Origin of the sequence: Streptomyces sp. NBC_00461 (assembly GCF_036013935.1) — a bacterium.
Classification (GTDB): Bacteria; Actinomycetota; Actinomycetes; order Streptomycetales; family Streptomycetaceae; genus Streptomyces.
In genome coordinates this window covers 8,167,339-8,183,858 of sequence record NZ_CP107902.1, presented here as the reverse complement: position 1 = coordinate 8,183,858, position 16,520 = coordinate 8,167,339, and the positions used below count along the sequence as shown (strand labels likewise).

The window sequence follows — 16,520 nt, the reverse complement described above, 5'->3', positions numbered from 1 at the left end:
CCCGAAAGTCGTCCCAAATTGAACGACTCCGTCAGTCTGTGTCCTCGTACCTGACCCGGTGGCACAGCGCCGGAATCTCCCCGGAGGCCAGACGCGGCATGACGTCGGGCAGTTCCTCGAAGGCGCACTCACCGGTGACGAGGGCGTCGAGCGCGGGGTCGGCGAGCAGGTCGAGGGCGAGGGCGAGCCGGTCGGCGTACGTACGGCCGGCGCGGCCGGCCGGGGAGACGGTGCCGACCTGGCTGCTGCGGATGACCAGTCGCCGGGAGTGGAAGGCCTCGCCGAGCGGCAGGCTGACCTTCCGGTCGCCGTACCAGCTCAGTTCGAGGACGGTGCCCTCGGCGTTGAGCAGTTCCAGGGAGCGGGCGAGGCCCTGTTCGGTGGCGCTGGCGTGGACGACGAGGTCACGTCCGTCGAGGGCGTCGCCGGGCAGGGCGAAGTCGACACCGAGGGCCTGGGCGACCTTGGCGCGGGTGGGGTCGGCATCGACCAGCTGGACGCGGACGCCGGGGAAGCGGGCCAGCAGGGCGGCCACCGAGCAGCCGACCATTCCGCCGCCGACCACCGCGATCCGGTCGCCGACCAGGGGCGCCGCGTCCCAGAGGGCGTTCACGGCGGTCTCGACGGTGCCGGCGAGGATGGCCCGCTCGGCGGGCACGGTGTCCGGTACGACGGTCACGGCGGCGGCCGGGACGACGTATCGCGTCTGGTGCGGGTAGAGGCAGAACACCGTCCGGCCGACGAGTTCGTCCGGCCCCTCCTCGACCACGCCGACGTTGAGGTAGCCGTACTTCACCGGTGCCGGGAAGTCGCCCTCCTGGAACGGTGCCCGCATGGCCGCGTGCTGGCTCTCCGGGACGCCGCCGCGGAAGACGAGTGTCTCCGTGCCACGGCTGACTCCCGAGAAGAGCGAGCGCACCAGCACCTCGCCCTCCGCGGGCCCCGCCAGATCGGTGCTCCGTATCTCACCGAGACCCTGACGACTGAGCCAGAACGCGCGTGCGATGTAGTTCATCTGGCCTCCTCCTGAACCATCTGGAAGTTGTTCACGTACCGAGGTGTGCACAGGCCGCGCACAGAGCGCGGCGTTGATCGACTCTGTCATACGGCCGGAGGGTGTGCGGTGGCCCTGAACAACACATACGACGCAAGGCTGGTCCAGCAGGAGACCGCTGTGGGAGCGGGCGTTCAGATCCTGTTGCTGGCCCTGCTCGGCACGGCGATCGGCATGGGGCCGGCAGGGTGGCTGACCGGCCTCGCCTTCGCCGTCGCCAGCTGGGCGGTGCTCTCCCGGGCGCTGCACCGCTCCCGGTTGCGCTCCTTCGGCCCGGCCAACCGGGTGACCCTCGGCCGGGCCACGCTGGTCGGCGGTGTCACGGCCCTGGTCGCGGACTCCTTCGAGAGCTCCCCGCCGGTCACGCTGTTCGTCGGCCTGACGGCGGTGGCCCTGATATTGGACGGCGTCGACGGCAAGGTGGCCCGCAGGACCGGCACGTCGACCGCGCTGGGCGCCCGTTTCGACATGGAGGTCGACGCGTTCCTGATCCTGGTGCTCAGCGTGTACGTGTCGATGCATCTCGGCCTCTGGGTCATGCTCATCGGCGGCATGCGCTACGGCTTCGTCGCCGCGGCCCGTGTCTGGCCGTGGCTGAACGCCTCGCTGCCACCGAGCACGGCCCGCAAGGCGGTCGCCGCGTTCCAGGGCATCTTCCTGCTGACGGCCGCCTCGGGGCTGCTGCCCTACACGGCGGCCTTCGCCGTCGTCGCCATGGCGCTGACCACGCTCCTGTGGTCGTTCGGCCGGGACGTTTCGTGGCTGTGGCGGACCTCGCGGGTCCAGGAGGGCGAGGTCGAGGAGATGCTGGAGCGGGAGACGGTGCTGCCGGAGCGCGAGACGGTGGCGTCCTGAACGCCCCTCGCCCCTCCGGCACCGGCCGGTACACCGTGAGCTCCCGCACCTGGAGCCCGAGACACCCCTGGATCCGGTTCGCCTCCTCCCGGTCGACCCGGGAGGACAGGTCGACGGCCCGCACGCGCGCCCTGGCAGGCGAGCGGGGCCCAGCACCTCATGCCGCACCGCCCCGACCACTCCGCGACCCCGCGCCAGGTTCCTGATTCGCCTGCCGGGTGAGCTCCACCTGGATCTCCATGACGCCGGCCCACCGACGCTGCGCGACGCGCCGACATCCCGCTCGCCACGGCCGTTGTCGCGGCCGACACCAGCCAGGACACGGCCACAGGCAGCCCCACCCCGAGGAGCACGCCGGCCACCGGCAGGCCACCCACCACGAACAGCCCCTGCTGACTGAAGGTCCGCAGCCCCAGCACGAACCCGACCGGCCGGCCCGCCGTCCCCATCGCCTGCCCAAGGTGCTCCGCCAGGAAGGGCAGCACCGCGAAGAAGCCGAGGTTGAAGGCGAGTTGGGTGAGGATCAGAAGTCTCAGCAAGAGGGTGAGACGGGTACGGCCCTCCGCCCCGCGCATGCCGACCTACGACTGTGAGGTCGTCCCTTTGCGTCCACCAACTCCCTTGTACACAAAGAGAGTTCGGAAGCCAAGGTCCCCTCGGCGGTACGACGCCTCGGTCGTCGCACTCCCCCACCCGCGCTGACCGCCAGCGCGCCGAGCAGGGCGAGGACGGCGGCGGGGGCGATGACCGCCCAGGGGGCGCGTTCGGCGTAGGGCTGGTTCTCGGCGAGCAGCCGGCCCCACTCCGGGGAGGGCGGCTGCGCGCCCAGACCGAGGAAGGCGAGCGAGGAGAGCGCGAGGGCGGTGCCGGGCAGGCGCAGCAGGGCATGGCGGGTGACGGGCGGCAGGACGGCGGGCAGCAGCTCGTGGCGGAGCAGGTGTCGGCGGCCCGCGCCGAGGCCCCGGGTGGCGGTGATGTGCAGGGCCGCGCGTTCCTGCCTCAACAGCGCGGAGGTGTGCACGGCGAGAGGTGCCCAGGCGACGGCACTCACGGCGAGCGCGGGCGTGGCCGGTCCGCTGCCCGCGACGGCGGTGACGAGGAGTGCGCCGAGCACCGGCGGGACGGCGTTGACGGTGTCGACGAGGTCGGCCCGATACCGCGAGCCGCCGTCAGGCGGCGTGCCGGACCCGCCCTCGATGCTCACGGATGATGTCCGCGTACCGATACCCCGTCCCCTTGATGGTCCGCACCTGCGTCCGGTAGTCCACATGGACCAACCCGAACCGCTTGTCATAGCCGTACGCCCACTCGAAGTTGTCCAGCAGCGACCAGGCGAAGTAGCCGGCGAGCGGGGCGCCCTTCCTGGCGGCCGAGGCGCAGGCGGCCAGGTGGCGTTCGAGGTAGTGCCGGCGCTCGGGGTCGTCCACCCTCCCGTCGGCGCGTACGACGTCGGGATAGGCGGAGCCGTTCTCCGTGACGTACAGGCGTCGGGCGCCGTACTCGTCGGTGAGGCGGAGCAGGAGGGTCTCGATGCCGGTCGGGTCGACCTCCCAGTCCATGCCGGTGCGCGGGACGCCGAGGCGGCGGACGGACCGGACGTGGGGTGCGGGGGCGGACGGGGCGTTGGCGACGGTGGCCGGCATGTAGTAGTTCAGCCCGAGCCAGTCGAGGGGAGCCTCGATGGTCGCCAAGTCGCCTTGCCGTTCCGGGAGTTCGACTCCGTACACCTCGCGCATGTCGGACGGGAAGCCGCGGCCGTGCACCGGGTCCAGCCACCAGCGGTTGACGTGGCCGTCCATGCGTCGGGCGGCCTGTACGTCCTCGTCGCGGTCGGTGGCCGGGTGGACCGTGGACAGGTTGGTGACGAGGCCGACCTGTGCGGACGGGGCCGCGGCGCGGATCGCCCCGACGGCGAGACCGTGGCCAAGGAGTAGGTGGTAGGAGGCCCGGACAGCGGCCGTCAGGTCGGTCAGGCCTGGGGCCATCCTGCCTTCCAGGTGGCCGATCCAGGCCGAGCAGAGGGGTTCGTTGAGGGTGGCCCAGTGGGTCACGCGGTCGCCGAGGCGTTCGGCGACGACCGCCGCGTAGTCGGCGAACGCGAGGGCGGTGTCCCGCTCCGGCCAGCCGCCCCGGTCCTGGAGAGCCTGCGGGAGGTCCCAGTGGTAGAGGGTGATGGAAGGTGTGATGCCAGCCTCCAACAGACCGTCGATCAACTCGTCGTAGAAAGCAAGGCCCTTGGGATTGACCGGACCGTCGCCGGCCGGCAGCACCCTCGGCCAGGCGATCGACAACCGGTAGGCGTTTGTGCCCAGTTGGCGCATCAGGCCGATGTCCTCGCGCCAGCGGTGGTAGTGGTCGCAGGCGACGTCGCCGTTGTCGTTGCCCGCGACCTTGCCGGGCGTGTGCGAGAAGGTGTCCCAGATCGACGGAGCGCGCCCGTCCTCCGCGACGGCTCCCTCGATCTGGTACGCCGCTGTGGCCGTGCCCCACAGGAAGTCGTGCGGGAAGGCGGCGAGGTCTATGCGGTCGGACACGGAAGTCCCTTCGAGATACGTGGAGTTGGTTGCGCGAGGGTTCACTTGACTGCTCCCGCCGTCAGCCCGGCGACGAGGTAGCGCTGCAGCAGGAGGAAACCCGCGACCACGGGCAGGCTGACGACCAGCGAGGCGGCCATGATCTGGTTCCAGTAGACGTCGTTGAGCGTGGAGTAGCCCTGGAGGCCGACGGCGAGGGTGCGGGTGGCGTCGTTGGTCATGACGGAGGCGAAGAGCACCTCGCCCCAGGCGGTCATGAAGGCGTAGACGGCGACGGCGACGATGCCGGGGATCGCGGCGGGTACGACGATCCGGAACAGCGCGCCCAGCGGGCCGCAGCCGTCCACCAGCGCCGCCTCGTCGAGGTCGCGCGGCACCGAGTCGAAGTAGCCGATCAGCATCCAGATGGAGAAGGGGAGCGAGAAGGTGAGGTAGGTGAGGATCAGGCCGCCGCGGGAGCCGAACAGGGCGATGCCGGTGGCGTTGCCGATGTTGACGTAGAGGAGGAACAGCGGGAGCAGGAAGAGGATGCCCGGGAACATCTGCGTGGACAGGACGGTGACCGTGAACACGCGTTTGCCGCGGAAGTTGTAGCGGCTGACGGCGTACGCCGCGAACACCGCGATCACCACGGAGAGAACGGTTGCCGAGCCGGCCACGATCAGCGAGTTCACGAAGTACCGCGCGAGCGGGACCGTCGACCAGATGTCGATGTACGGACGGACCGTCAGATTGCTGGGGAGCCAGTGGAATTCGCCCGTCACGTCGGCGAGTGGCTTCAGCGAGCTGGAGATCATGACGTACACCGGCACCAGCACGAATCCGGTGAGCAGGGTGAGGAAGACGCGCCGGGACCAGAGGAATGAACTCGGCGGCGCCATGGGGGATCTAGACATCGGCCGTCTGCCTTCCCCGGGATCCACGGGGTCCTCGGGATCCACGAGGTCCTCGCGACGTGAGCAGCAGGTAGACGCCCGTCACGACCAGCAGGAAGAGCAGCAGGAGTACGGACATCGCGGAGCCGGTGCCGAAGTTCCAGGTGACGAAGGACGCTTGGTAGATGTGGACCGAGATGAGGTCCGCGGCCTCCGGGGCGGCCCTGCCGAACAGGACGAAGGGTGTGTTGAAGTCGTTGAAGGTCCACAAGAACAGGACCAGGACCAGGACCTGGTTGACCGGTCGCAGCGACGGCAGGGTGATGCGGCGGATCTGTTGCCACATGCCGGCGCCGTCCAGTGCCGCCGCCTCGTACAACTCCCGGGGAATGTTCTGGAGTCCGGCCATCACGATCAGGAAGGCGAACGGCCAGCCCTTCCACACGGACACGGTGAGCAGGGCGTAGAAGCTGTTGTCGCCGATGAGCCAGAAGGACGGCTTGTCGGTGAGGTGCAGCTGGTCGTGCAGGACGTGGTTCACCAGGCCGTTGTCGTGCTGGAACATGAACACCCAGGTGATGACGGCCGCGTAGACCGGTAGCGCGTACGGCACCAGGAACAGCGCCCGCAGCAGGCCCCGGCCGCGGAAGGCGTCCTGCATGTAGACCGCGGCCGCCGTGCCGATCAGCCAGCACAGGCCGACCGACAGCAGGGTGAAGCCGACGGTGACGAAGAAGGAGTGGAGCAGCGCGCTGCCGACGGGGGCGTCGAAGTCCACCGACACCTTGTAGTTGTCGAGGCCGGACCAGGGCGCGGCGCCCCAGTCGCGGATGTAGAACTGCGTGAGTTCCTTGAAGCTCATCACGATGCCGACGACCATCGGCACGAGGTGGACGAGGAGTTCGAGCAGCAGGGCGGGCAGAAGGAGCAGGTAGGGCAGGCCGATCCGGCGGATCCGCCCGGTGCGGCGACGCGGTTCGCGCGCCGCCGCACCGGGGGAAGCCCCCCTCACCGGTTCCTTGAGGGCTGTGGTGGTCATCGGGCTCACTTCGCCGGCATCTGCTGCTGGGCCTTCAGGAGCTTGGCCTTCACCGAGTCGGTGGTGACCGCGCGTCCGGCCGCCACATCGGCGAACAGGTCCTTGACGGCCGTACCGACGGTCGTCTCGAACTGCGACTCGTCGGCGACCTGCGGCAGCGCCGCGGCGCTCGTGGCGAGGGTGTTCTTGAGTACGGAGTTGGACGCGGAGTTGAAGGTGGGGTCCTGCTGAGCCGCCCTGACCGGCGGAATCGAGCTGTACGCCGTGTTGAGGATCTTCTGTTCCGCGTCGCTCGTCATGAACGTCACGAACTTGGTGGCGCCGTCGAGGTTGTCGGTGTTCTTGAAGACGGCGAGGTTGATGCCCGCGACCATCGAGTTGACCTGAGTGCCGGTGCCAGGCGTGCCGGACTGCACGGGCACGGGGGCGATACCGTACGAACTGTCGCTCATTCCCTGCGACTTGAGGTTGGCGGCGGCGGACTGCCACAGCAGCATCGCCTGTTTGCCCTTGGCGAAGTCGCTCACCGACTGGTTCTGCGCGTACTCGGCGTCGCCGGTCGGTATGACCTTGTCCTTGGCCATCAGGTCGACGTACTGCTTGACCGCGGTGACCACGCCGTCGTTGGTGAAGTCGGCCTTGCCGTCCGCGGTGAAGAAGTCGGCGCCGTGCTGCTTGGCGAAGACGAAGACATGGTGGATGTTCTCCGACAGGTTCGAACCCTCGGCGCCGAGCGGCGACTTGCCCTTCGCCTTGATCTTCTTGCCGTCGGCGATCAGCTCGTCCCAGGTGGCAGGGGGCTTGGTGATGCCGGCGTCGGCGAAGATCTCCTTGTTGTAGTAGAGGGCGTAGGCCATCGAGTACAGCGGGACCGCGGCCGGGTCCTTGCCCTCCGCGCCGGTCGAGCCGAGCGCCGAGTCCACGAAGCGGTCACGGCCGCCGATCCTGGTGAAGTTCTTGGCGTCCCACGGCAGCAGCGCGCCGGTCGCCTGCAGGGAGGCGCTCCAGGTGTTGCCGATGTTCAGGACGTCGGGGCCCTGACCTGAGGTGGTCGCGGTGAGGATCCGGTTCAGCAGGTCGGACCAGGGCACGACCTCCAGCTTCACCTTGATGCCCGACTGCTTCTCGAACTTGTCGAGCTCGGGCTGCAGGACCTTCTTGTCGACGGCGATGCTGGCGCCCTGGTTGGAGGCCCAGTACGTGAGTGTCTTGGGCGAGTCGTTGGACCCGCCGCCCGTCGACGAACCGCCTCCGCAGGCCGAGGCGGCAAGGGCGAGTGACATGGTGACGGCGCCTACGGCCGCGGCTCGGATGCTGCGCATGGCTCCCGGTGTCCCTTCAGGGATTGCACTCATGACTTAATTTAGGACGTGAGTTAAACCTCAGGGGATGGGCTAGTCAAGGGGTACGGCAACCCTTGTGGAACTCCGGCCGCACCTCTTGACGCGCCCGTTCGGGTAGTTGAAGCATTCACCGGCAAGAGAGCGCTCCCAGACCCCACCCCGTTCACTTCCTGAACAGGAGAGCCGCCCCATGCCCATGCCTGACATCGGCCGGAGATCCATGCTCGCCGCGGCGGCCGCCGCAGCCCCCGCCGCACTCGGTCTGTCCGCCCCTGCCTCCGCAGCTCCGGCCACGGCGGCCCCCGCCACCCCTGCTCCGCACTCCGTCAGGAAGCCGCGGCGGCTCCCCGGCGGCGGCGACCTCGGCCCGAACGTCCTCGTCTTCGACCCGTCCACGGCGGGCATCCAGGCCAAGCTGGACGAGGTGTTCAGGCAGCAGGAGTCGGCCCAGTTCGGCACCGGCCGCTACGCGCTGCTGTTCAAGCCGGGCACGTACAACGGCCTCAACGCCCAACTCGGCTTCTACACCTCGATCATGGGCCTGGGCCTCTCCCCCGACGACACGACCATCAACGGGGACGTCACCGTCGACGCGGGCTGGTTCAACGGCAACGCGACGCAGAACTTCTGGCGCTCGGCGGAGAACCTGGCCCTGGCACCGGCCAACGGCACCAACCGGTGGGCGGTCGCCCAGGCGGCCCCGTTCCGCCGTATGCACGTCCGCGGCGGCCTCAACCTCTCGCCCACGGGCTACGGTTGGGCGAGCGGCGGTTACATTGCCGACAGCCGCATCGACGGCCAGGTCGGCCCGTACTCGCAGCAGCAGTGGTACACCCGGGACAGCGCGATCGGCAGCTGGCTCAACGGCGTCTGGAACATGGTGTTCTCCGGCGTCGAGGGCGCCCCCGCGCAGAGCTTCCCGAACCCGCCGTACACGACGCTCGACACCACCCCGGTCTCCCGGGAGAAGCCCTTCCTCCATGTCACCGGCAGCTCGGATCTCCACGTCTTCCTGCCGGAGAAGCGGACGAACGCCCGCGGGGTCACCTGGGGCAACGGCACCCCGCGCGGCACCTCGCTGCCCCTGTCGCAGTTCTACGTCGCCAAACCGGGCGTCTCGGCGGCGACCCTCAACCAGGCGCTCGCGCAGGGACTTCACCTGCTGCTGACGCCGGGGATCTACCACCTCGACCAGCCTGTCCAGGTGAACCGTGCCAACACGGTCGTCCTGGGCCTCGGTTACGCGACTCTCGTACCCGACAACGGAGTCACCGCTCTGCGCGTCGCCGATGTCGACGGTGTACGGCTGGCGGGGTTTCTGGTCGACGCCGGGCAGGTCAACTCCCCCACCCTGCTGGAGATCGGCCCGCGCGGCGCCTCACGCGACCACTCCGCCAACCCGACCACCGTCCAGGACGTCTTCGTCCGCATCGGCGGCGCGGGCGCCGGCAAGGCCACCACCAGCATGGTCGTCAACAGCCGGCACACCATCGTCGACCACACCTGGGTGTGGCGCGCCGACCACGGCGAAGGCGTCGGCTGGGAGACCAACCGGGCCGACTACGGGGTGGTCGTGAACGGCGACGACGTACTGTGCACCGGCCTGTTCGTGGAGCACTTCAACAAGTACGACGTGCAGTGGAACGGGCAGCGGGGGCGCACGATCTTCTTCCAGAACGAGAAGGCCTACGACGCCCCGAACCAGGCCGCCATCCAGAACGGCTCGGTGAAGGGGTACGCCGCCTACAAGGTCGGCGACGGCGTCACCGCGCACGAGGGCTGGGGCCTGGGCAGTTACTGCTACTACAACGTCGACCCGACGATCGTGCAGCACAGCGGCTTCGCCGCGCCCAACCGGGCCGGAGTGCGCTTCCACGACCTGCTGGTGGTCTCCCTGGGCGGCAAGGGCCAGTACGAGCGCGTCATCAACGAGACGGGCTCCCCCACGTCGGGGACGTCGACGGTGCCCTCCACGGTGGTGTCGTACCCGTGAGCCGGAGGCGGCCCCTCCCGCTTGCGGGAGGGGCCGCCCGGACGGTCACCGGACCGGTGTCACGGCCGGTGCCGGTGTGTAGCCGGTGGGCCGGGCGGTGAAGGTGCCCCGGCCCTGCGTCCGGCTGCGCAACCGGGTCGCGTAGCCGAAGAGTTCGGCCAGCGGCACGGTGGCCGTGACGACCGCCGCGCCGCCGCGCGTGGCCGAGCCCGAGACCCGGCCGCGGCGGGCGGCGAGGTCGCCGAGCACTCCGCCGACGGCGTCCTCGGGAACGGTGACCGTGACCTCCACGACCGGTTCCAGAAGGACCATCGCGCAGGTGCGCAGGGCTTCCCGGAGACCGAGCCTGCCTGCCGTGCGGAAGGCGGTGTCCGAGGAGTCCTTCACATGGGTCGCCCCGTCGGTGAGGGTGACGCGCAGCCCGGTCACGGGATGCGCACCCAGCGGGCCCTCGGCGAGGGCGTCGCGGCAGCCGGCCTCGACCGCCCGGACGTACTCCTGCGGCACCCGCCCGCCGACGACGGCCGAGCGGAACTCGAACCCGTCCTCCAGCGGCTCGACATCGAGGACGACATGCGCGAACTGCCCCGCTCCGCCGTCCTGTTTGACATGCCGGAAGATCAGCCCGGACACCCCGCGTCCGACCGTCTCGCGGTAACTCACCCTCGGACGGCCGACGTTGACCTCCACCCCGTGGGCGCGACGGACCTTCTCCGCGGCGATCTCCAGATGCAGTTCACCCATCCCCGACAGCACCGTCTGGCCGGTCTCGGGGTCGGTCCGCACGACCAGCGAGGGGTCCTCCTCGGTCAGCCGCGCGAGCGCCGAGGCCAGCTTGTCGGCGTCGGTCGACGTACGGGCCTCGACCGCCACGGAGACCACCGGCTCGGTGGCACCGGGCGGTTCGAGGACGATCGGGGCGCCGGGGGCGCACAGGGTCGAGCCGGCGCGGGCGGACTTCAGCCCGACCACGGCGACGATGTCCCCGGCGACCGCCCGGTCCAGGCGGGCGTGACGGTCGGCCTGGACTCGCAGGATCCGCCCGATCCGCTCGCTGCGGCGCGCGCCCGCGTCCCACACGGCGTCTCCCTTCTCGATCGTTCCCGAATACACCCGCAGATACGTCAGCCGCCCGGTCGGGGTGGCGTTCACCTTGAACGCCAGCGCCACGAACGGCGCCGCCGAATCGGCCACCCGCTCCTGCTCCGTACCCTCGAACGTGCCCCGTACGGCGGGCACGTCGAGCGGCGAGGGCAGATACGAGACCACGGCGTCGAGCAGCGGCTCGATCCCGCGGTTGCGGTAGGCCGAACCGCACAGCACGACCACGCCTTCGCCGCTGCGGGTCAGCTCGCGCAGGGCGGCGACCAGGGTCTGCGGGGAAAGGGCCGACTGCGCGCAGAACTCCTCCAGCGCGCCGGTGTGCAGTTCGGCCACTGTCTCCTCCAACTGCCGTCGACGCCGGTACGCCTCCTCGCGCAACTCCTCGGGCACCGGCCCCTCCACGGCCGTGTCGCTCCCCTCGCCCCAGATCAGCGACCGCATGCGCACGAGGTCGACGACACCGCTGAACCCGTCCTCCGCGCCGATCGGCAACTGCACGACCAGCGGCGCCGGATGGAGCCGTTCCCGGATCGACGCTACGGCCGCGTCGAGGTCGGCGCCCGCGCGGTCCAGCTTGTTGACGAAGGCGATCCTCGGCACGCCGTGCCGGTCGGCCTGCCGCCACACCGACTCGCTCTGCGGCTCGACCCCCGCCACGGCGTCGAACACCGCAACCGCGCCGTCGAGCACCCGCAAGGAGCGCTCCACCTCGTCCGCGAAGTCCACATGCCCAGGAGTGTCGATGAGGTTGATCCGGTGGCCGTCCCAGGCGCAGCTCACCGCCGCGGCGAAGATGGTGATCCCACGGTCGCGCTCCTGCGGGTCGAAGTCGGTGACGGTGGTGCCGTCATGGACCTCGCCGCGCCGGTGCGTGGTGCCGGTGGCGTACAGGATCCGCTCGGTGACGGTGGTCTTGCCGGCGTCGACGTGGGCGAGGATGCCGAGGTTGCGGACGACGGCGAGGGTGTTGAGGTTGGTACGCACGGCCGGTTGGCCTTTCTGCTGATCTTGGCGATCGGAACAGGGACGGCGCGATTCCCGTACGAGGAGCATGAGAAGCCTTGAGGGCCATGAGGGGCCATGAGAGGCCATGAGAGGCATGCATGGGTGCATGACCACGGCATGACCATGGCTTGATGGGACGTCAACAGGCCGTCGTACGGCTGGTGTTGAGGTGCTCAGTCGCTCGTCACGGGCATCCGGTGCCGGCCGCGCAGCGGGCACCGGGAGGACGAGGACACGAGGATCACCTCGTACTGCGAGCGGGGGACGACGACAGCGGTGCGGTACTGCACGGCCGGTCTCCCCTCGTCACTCGTCCCGCACGTCACGGCGACGCACGATGCGTGGTGAGTGTAGGGAACGCGAGGGGAGCGGGTCACCGCATTTTCTGCGGGCCCCGGCTTCCGCGGGCCCCGGCAGCCTCGTGAACTTTGCGGAAACGGTCGGAACTTATCCGCCGGGCCAATAGTTTCTACGTTGCTGTAGATACCGATGAGGTATCGGGCCGCCGACCGGGCGGGCCGAGCCCCGACCTGAACGTCTGGAGTTCTCATGGCCCTGTGGGACCGCATCAAGGAATCCGCGTCGACGATGCAGACCCAGCTCGTGGCGAAGAAGAACGACCTGAAGAGCGGCGCCTTCCGCGACGCCAGCATGGCGATGTGCGCCCTGGTCGCCGCGGCCGACGGCACCATCGACCCGGCCGAGCGGCAGCGCGTCGCCCAGCTCATCGCCACCAACGAGGTCCTCCAGAACTTCCCCGCCGACGACCTGCGCCGCCGCTTCGAGGAGAACCTGAACAAGCTGACGACCGACTTCGCCTTCGGCAAGGTCAGCGTGCTGCAGGAGATCGCCAAGGCGAAGAAGAAGCCCGCCGAGGCCCGTGCCGTCGTCCAGATCGGCATCGTGATCGGCGGCGCCGACGGCGACTTCGACAAGACGGAGCAGGCCGTCGTGCGGGAGGCGTGCTTCACCCTCGACCTGCCGCCGCACGAGTTCGACCTCTGACCGGCCCGGCGGCGCCCCCGGCTGTCTACAGCGGGGTCGCCGCCTTGAGGACCAGGAACATCGTGACCGCCTAGTTCGCCGAGTTCGCCGAGTTCGCCGAGTTCGCCGAGTTCGCCGAGGACATGGCGGAGAGAGCGGCCAGGGGTGGGCGCGGGCGCCGGCCGGGGGGGACGGGCTGCCTTGGCGATCGCGCGGGTGGCGACCCGCTCACGCCCGTGGATCAGGGCTCCCGGCCTTCCTCACGCGAGTCACCGTCACTGGCTCCGGTCTCCTGAAGGAGCTTGCGCAGCAGTTCCTCGTCCTGGGGCGGCAGGGAGGAGACGAAGCTGGCCAGCACCGCCTCCCGGTCGGCCTCACCGTCCAGCACCCTGCGCATGCGGTGCGCGGCCAGGCCCGCCTCGCCTGCCGCGGCCGTCCACGCGAAGGAGCGGCCCACCCGCCGCCGGGTCACCACGCCCTTGGCATGGAGCCGGGTCAGGATGGTGATGACGGTGGTGTAGGCGAGGGTGCCGCCGAGGCGCTCGCGCACCCAGCCCGCCGGCACCGGCTCCGGCGCGGCCCGCAGGGTGGACAGCACCTGGGCCTCCAGCTCCCCCTGTCCGCGCCGGCGAGCAGGCACGTCCGCGTCCGGGCCGCCACTCCTGTCCTGCGTCCCCACGCCACCTCCCGGTAGTGCGCCGCACCGGCCGGCGCCCGCTCCATCGTAGTGAGAGGGGGTTTACGTCTCACAGAACCGGTGAGGCGCGTGGGATGTCCCACCCCCAGACCACAGCCGTGACCCAGGCCCGACACTCCCCCGGAAGCGAGGTTTCCGCACGGGGTGCGCAAGAAGGGCGGGCGACACAGCGCGACGCCTATTTCGACAATGCGAAGTACCTGGCGATCGTGCTGGTGGCTATGGGCCACTCGTGGGAGCCGCTGCGGGACGGCAGCCGGACCGTCACCGCGCTCTACAACCTCGTCTACGCCTTCCACATGCCGGCGTTCATCGTCATCTCCGGCTATTTCTCCCGTGGGTTCGACGCGAGCCCGGCGAAGATCAGACGGCTCGTGACCGGCATCGCCGTCCCGTACGTCGTCTTCGAGGCGGCATACACCCTTTTCACCCGCTGGACCGACGGAGTCCCGGACCGGCCGGTCTCCGTACTGGACCCCCTGTATCTGACGTGGTTCCTGATCGCGCTGTTCATCTGGCGGCTGACGACGCCGATCTGGCGGAACGCACGGTGGCCGCTTCCGGCCGCGCTCGTCGTCGCGATGCTGGCGACCGTCTCCCCGTCCATCGGCAACGACCTCGATCTGCAGCGTGTGCTGCAGTTCCTGCCCTACTTCGTGTTCGGCCTGTGCCTGCGGCCCGAGCACTTCCGGCTGGTGCGCCGCTGGCGGGTGCGTGCGCTGGCCGTGCCGGTGTTCGCCGGCGCGCTCGCCGTGTCGTACTGGGCGGCCCCCCGGATGACCGGCGCCTGGTTCTTCCACCGCGACAGCGCCCAGGAGCTGGGTGCGCCCGCCTGGTACGGGCCGGTGATGACGCTGGCCGTCTTCGGCTGCTCGATGGTCCTGGTCGCCTGCTTCCTCGCCTGGGTGCCGGGGCGCCGCATGTGGTTCACCGCACTGGGTGCGGGCACCCTGTACGGCTACCTGCTGCACGGTTTCGTCGCCCAGGGGTCGAAGTTCTGGGGCTGGTACACCCCCGGCTGGATCCATGGGCCGCTCGGCGAGATCACCGTCACACTCGGCGCCGGTGCCATCGTGACCGTGCTGTGCACACCGCCCGTCCGGCGGATCTTCCGCTTCGCCGTGGAGCCGACATTGGGGTGGGCGTTTCGACGAGACACACGCGGGGCGCCGCAGCCGGCCCGCGAGCAGGGAACTCGATCCGCGTCACGAGCGCTGTCCTGACACCTACCGAGCAACAGGGGCCACTGCGTTGTCCGCCCCCGACCGACGGACCCTGCGGGGCAGGGTCCTCTGCCCTCCCGCAGCAGCGAGCCCGATCGCGGCACCCAGCGGGGTAACCTCTCCCGATCGACCCGCCTGTAAGTACCACCAGCCCCCTCCTGGGCCTGCTGGCCATGTTCGTACTGACCGCGCGCACCGGCTGGTTCGTCGCCCAGGGGTTCGCCTACGTCTCCGCCGACCGCCTCGCCCCTGGCCCGCGCCCAACTCGGCATCTCTGTCCGCGCCCTGGGCCTGGGCTCGGTGTCCAAGCCCGCGATCCCCCACGCACTCTCCTCGCTGCTGCACTACGGGGACGCGGTGCCGGGTTCTTCCGTCCACGCCTGGGACGCGCTGGTGGCCCACGCCCAGGGCCGCACCACGAGCGCCCGCGGCCCGGCCCGCCCGGTGCGCGAACTGAACGAGGACACCAAGGTCGCCGGGGCGTCGGCCGCCACCGTGTTCGCTCCCGATCGGGGAGCGGATACGGTGGCGTCGGATGATGCAGGTGGTCAAAGCGGGGGACATGAGCAGGTACGAGACGGCAGTGGCACCGAGCGGGGCGCGCGAAAGTGCGGCACGCGGCCCGCGTCCACCGAGGTCCGGTGCGCGCAAGGCGCTCAACTCCCTTGCCTGGGCGGTTGCATTGCCGGGCTCGATGATCCTGGGCGCGGGGATCGGCCAGTGGATGACCTGGATCGGCGTGGTCGCCATGCTGGTGTCCGTCGCGGTCGCCGCCTGTCTGATCGGGGGCTCCTGGCATCGAGCCGGTGCCGCGTCGTTGGCCTCCGTCGGCGGCTTCGCGCTGATGCTCTTCGCCGGGCCGGCGGTGTACGAGGTCTACATGAAGTCCGTGGGTGAGCCCGTCGCCGCCGTGGTGACGGAGGTGACCGACCGGCACAACCGACACGGTGCGGACATGTTCTGCACCGTCCGGGAGACCGGCGGCGAGCACCGGACGTACGAGGTGTCCCAGCAGGAGAACTGTTTCGGCCAGGCCAAGGTCGGCGACCACGTCGAGATCCGCAAGGACCCACTCGGCCTGCTGGACCCCCGGTTGCCCGACAGCCCGGACCAGCAGCACACCACCGAACTGACCGTCGCGATCAGCGCGGGCCTCGCCCTGCTGACGGCCGGCGCCACCTTCTACGGCGGCCGGCGCCGCCGGGCCGGCTAGCGCAAGTCGGGCCGGCTAGCGCAAGTCGGGTCGGCCGACGCCCGTCGGGCCGCCGACCCACTTCCGGACATGCAAAAGACCCCTGATCAACAGGGGTCTCAGCTGGTAACTGCCTAACTGGTGTCCGAGGGGGGACTTGAACCCCCACGCCCGATAAAGGGCACTAGCACCTCAAGCTAGCGCGTCTGCCATTCCGCCACCCGGACAAGGTGTCTGCCGCCTGGACTGGGGTGTTCCCCGCGGCGACATGGACAACAATACCAATGTTTCGGAGTGCCCTTCACCTGCATATCCGGGCCACGGAGCTCGGCCCCGGACGGGCCTGACCGGGCACTGGAACGTCACCGGAAGTGATCGGTCCGCTACGGCCGCGAGTCCGTGTGTCAGGCGGAGAAGGCGGGCTGCCCCCGAGGACGGACAGACATGAAGGCCGACCACCGACCCCTGCTCAGCGCGCCTGCCGCGCAGACGGAGCGCCTTCGGCTCGGGTGGGGCTGGTGACCAGCAACCGGATCCGTCCCCCGGGCGTGCTGGGCAGGATCACGTCCACGGACGGACGTGATCTCGGGCGGGCGACGGGTGATGGGGCTCGGGGTCGGGC

At 70.0% G+C, this 16,520-nt stretch carries 13 protein-coding genes, 1 tRNA gene and 2 pseudogenes; 5 read left to right on the top strand and 11 right to left on the bottom strand.

Going from position 1 to position 16,520, the window contains the following annotated elements; translation table 11 throughout:
- Positions 1-31: 31 nt before the first annotated feature.
- The gene (locus OG870_RS37910; protein ID WP_266525374.1) at positions 32-1,015 is read right to left on the bottom strand and encodes a zinc-dependent alcohol dehydrogenase; all 984 of its coding nucleotides are present in this window, start codon (positions 1,013-1,015) and stop codon (positions 32-34) included.
- Positions 1,016-1,123: 108 nt separating this feature from the next.
- On the opposite strand from OG870_RS37910, the gene OG870_RS37905 reads away from it, so the two are divergent.
- Positions 1,124-1,909 carry a CDP-alcohol phosphatidyltransferase family protein gene (locus tag OG870_RS37905; RefSeq protein WP_266525372.1) on the top strand — a complete coding sequence of 262 codons (786 nt, stop codon included), beginning with the start codon at positions 1,124-1,126 and terminating at the stop codon, positions 1,907-1,909.
- A gap of 278 nt (positions 1,910-2,187) precedes the next feature.
- Here OG870_RS37905 and OG870_RS37900 read toward each other — a convergent pair.
- The 7 genes and pseudogenes from OG870_RS37900 to OG870_RS48300 form a co-directional block, all read right to left on the bottom strand.
- A pseudogene (locus tag OG870_RS37900) lies at positions 2,188-2,484 on the bottom strand (MFS transporter); the annotation flags it as partial.
- Positions 2,442-3,068 (bottom strand): annotated as a pseudogene (locus OG870_RS37895) (ABC transporter permease); the annotation flags it as partial. The pseudogenes OG870_RS37900 and OG870_RS37895, both read right to left, overlap by 43 nt.
- Positions 3,069-3,078: 10 nt before the next feature.
- Positions 3,079-4,443 carry a GH1 family beta-glucosidase gene (locus tag OG870_RS37890; RefSeq protein ID WP_266591379.1) on the bottom strand — a complete coding sequence of 455 codons (1,365 nt, stop codon included), beginning with the start codon at positions 4,441-4,443 and terminating at the stop codon, positions 3,079-3,081.
- Positions 4,444-4,484: 41 nt separating this feature from the next.
- Entirely contained in the window at positions 4,485-5,324 is an 840-nt protein-coding gene (locus OG870_RS37885) for a carbohydrate ABC transporter permease (protein ID WP_266592588.1), read from the bottom strand.
- A gap of 7 nt (positions 5,325-5,331) precedes the next feature.
- Entirely contained in the window at positions 5,332-6,357 is a 1,026-nt protein-coding gene (locus tag OG870_RS37880) for a carbohydrate ABC transporter permease (protein ID WP_266591377.1), read from the bottom strand.
- Positions 6,358-6,362: 5 nt separating this feature from the next.
- The gene (locus tag OG870_RS37875) at positions 6,363-7,679 is read right to left on the bottom strand and encodes an ABC transporter substrate-binding protein (protein ID WP_266591375.1); all 1,317 of its coding nucleotides are present in this window, start codon (positions 7,677-7,679) and stop codon (positions 6,363-6,365) included.
- 72 nt (positions 7,680-7,751) lie between these two features.
- Positions 7,752-8,030 carry a hypothetical protein gene (locus tag OG870_RS48300; RefSeq protein ID WP_353962344.1) on the bottom strand — a complete coding sequence of 93 codons (279 nt, stop codon included), beginning with the start codon at positions 8,028-8,030 and terminating at the stop codon, positions 7,752-7,754.
- On the opposite strand from OG870_RS48300, the gene OG870_RS37870 reads away from it, so the two are divergent.
- Positions 7,921-9,693 carry a coagulation factor 5/8 type domain-containing protein gene (locus OG870_RS37870; protein WP_353962343.1) on the top strand — a complete coding sequence of 591 codons (1,773 nt, stop codon included), beginning with the start codon at positions 7,921-7,923 and terminating at the stop codon, positions 9,691-9,693. The genes OG870_RS48300 and OG870_RS37870 overlap by 110 nt on opposite strands.
- 45 nt (positions 9,694-9,738) lie before the next feature.
- Here the strand turns inward: OG870_RS37870 and fusA are convergent, their stop codons facing one another.
- Positions 9,739-11,781, bottom strand: coding sequence for an elongation factor G (gene fusA / locus OG870_RS37865; protein ID WP_266591373.1), 2,043 nt, complete (start codon positions 11,779-11,781; stop codon positions 9,739-9,741).
- 570 nt (positions 11,782-12,351) lie between these two features.
- On the opposite strand from fusA, the gene OG870_RS37860 reads away from it, so the two are divergent.
- Positions 12,352-12,807 carry a tellurite resistance TerB family protein gene (locus tag OG870_RS37860; protein WP_232650709.1) on the top strand — a complete coding sequence of 152 codons (456 nt, stop codon included), beginning with the start codon at positions 12,352-12,354 and terminating at the stop codon, positions 12,805-12,807.
- 220 nt (positions 12,808-13,027) lie between these two features.
- Here the strand turns inward: OG870_RS37860 and OG870_RS37855 are convergent, their stop codons facing one another.
- Positions 13,028-13,465: a BlaI/MecI/CopY family transcriptional regulator gene (locus OG870_RS37855; RefSeq protein WP_266525359.1), complete on the bottom strand. Its 438-nt coding sequence runs from the start codon at positions 13,463-13,465 to the stop codon at positions 13,028-13,030.
- Between the two features lie 92 nt (positions 13,466-13,557).
- Here OG870_RS37855 and OG870_RS37850 point away from each other — a divergent pair, with 92 nt between their 5' ends.
- Both OG870_RS37850 and OG870_RS37845 read left to right on the top strand, forming a co-directional pair.
- Positions 13,558-14,706 carry an acyltransferase family protein gene (locus OG870_RS37850; protein ID WP_266591371.1) on the top strand — a complete coding sequence of 383 codons (1,149 nt, stop codon included), beginning with the start codon at positions 13,558-13,560 and terminating at the stop codon, positions 14,704-14,706.
- 562 nt (positions 14,707-15,268) lie between these two features.
- Positions 15,269-15,919, top strand: a complete 651-nt coding sequence (locus tag OG870_RS37845; protein ID WP_266525355.1) for a hypothetical protein — start codon at positions 15,269-15,271, stop codon at positions 15,917-15,919.
- Positions 15,920-16,037: 118 nt separating this feature from the next.
- Here OG870_RS37845 and OG870_RS37840 read toward each other — a convergent pair.
- Positions 16,038-16,125, bottom strand: a tRNA-Leu gene (locus tag OG870_RS37840).
- Positions 16,126-16,520: the final 395 nt, after the last annotated feature.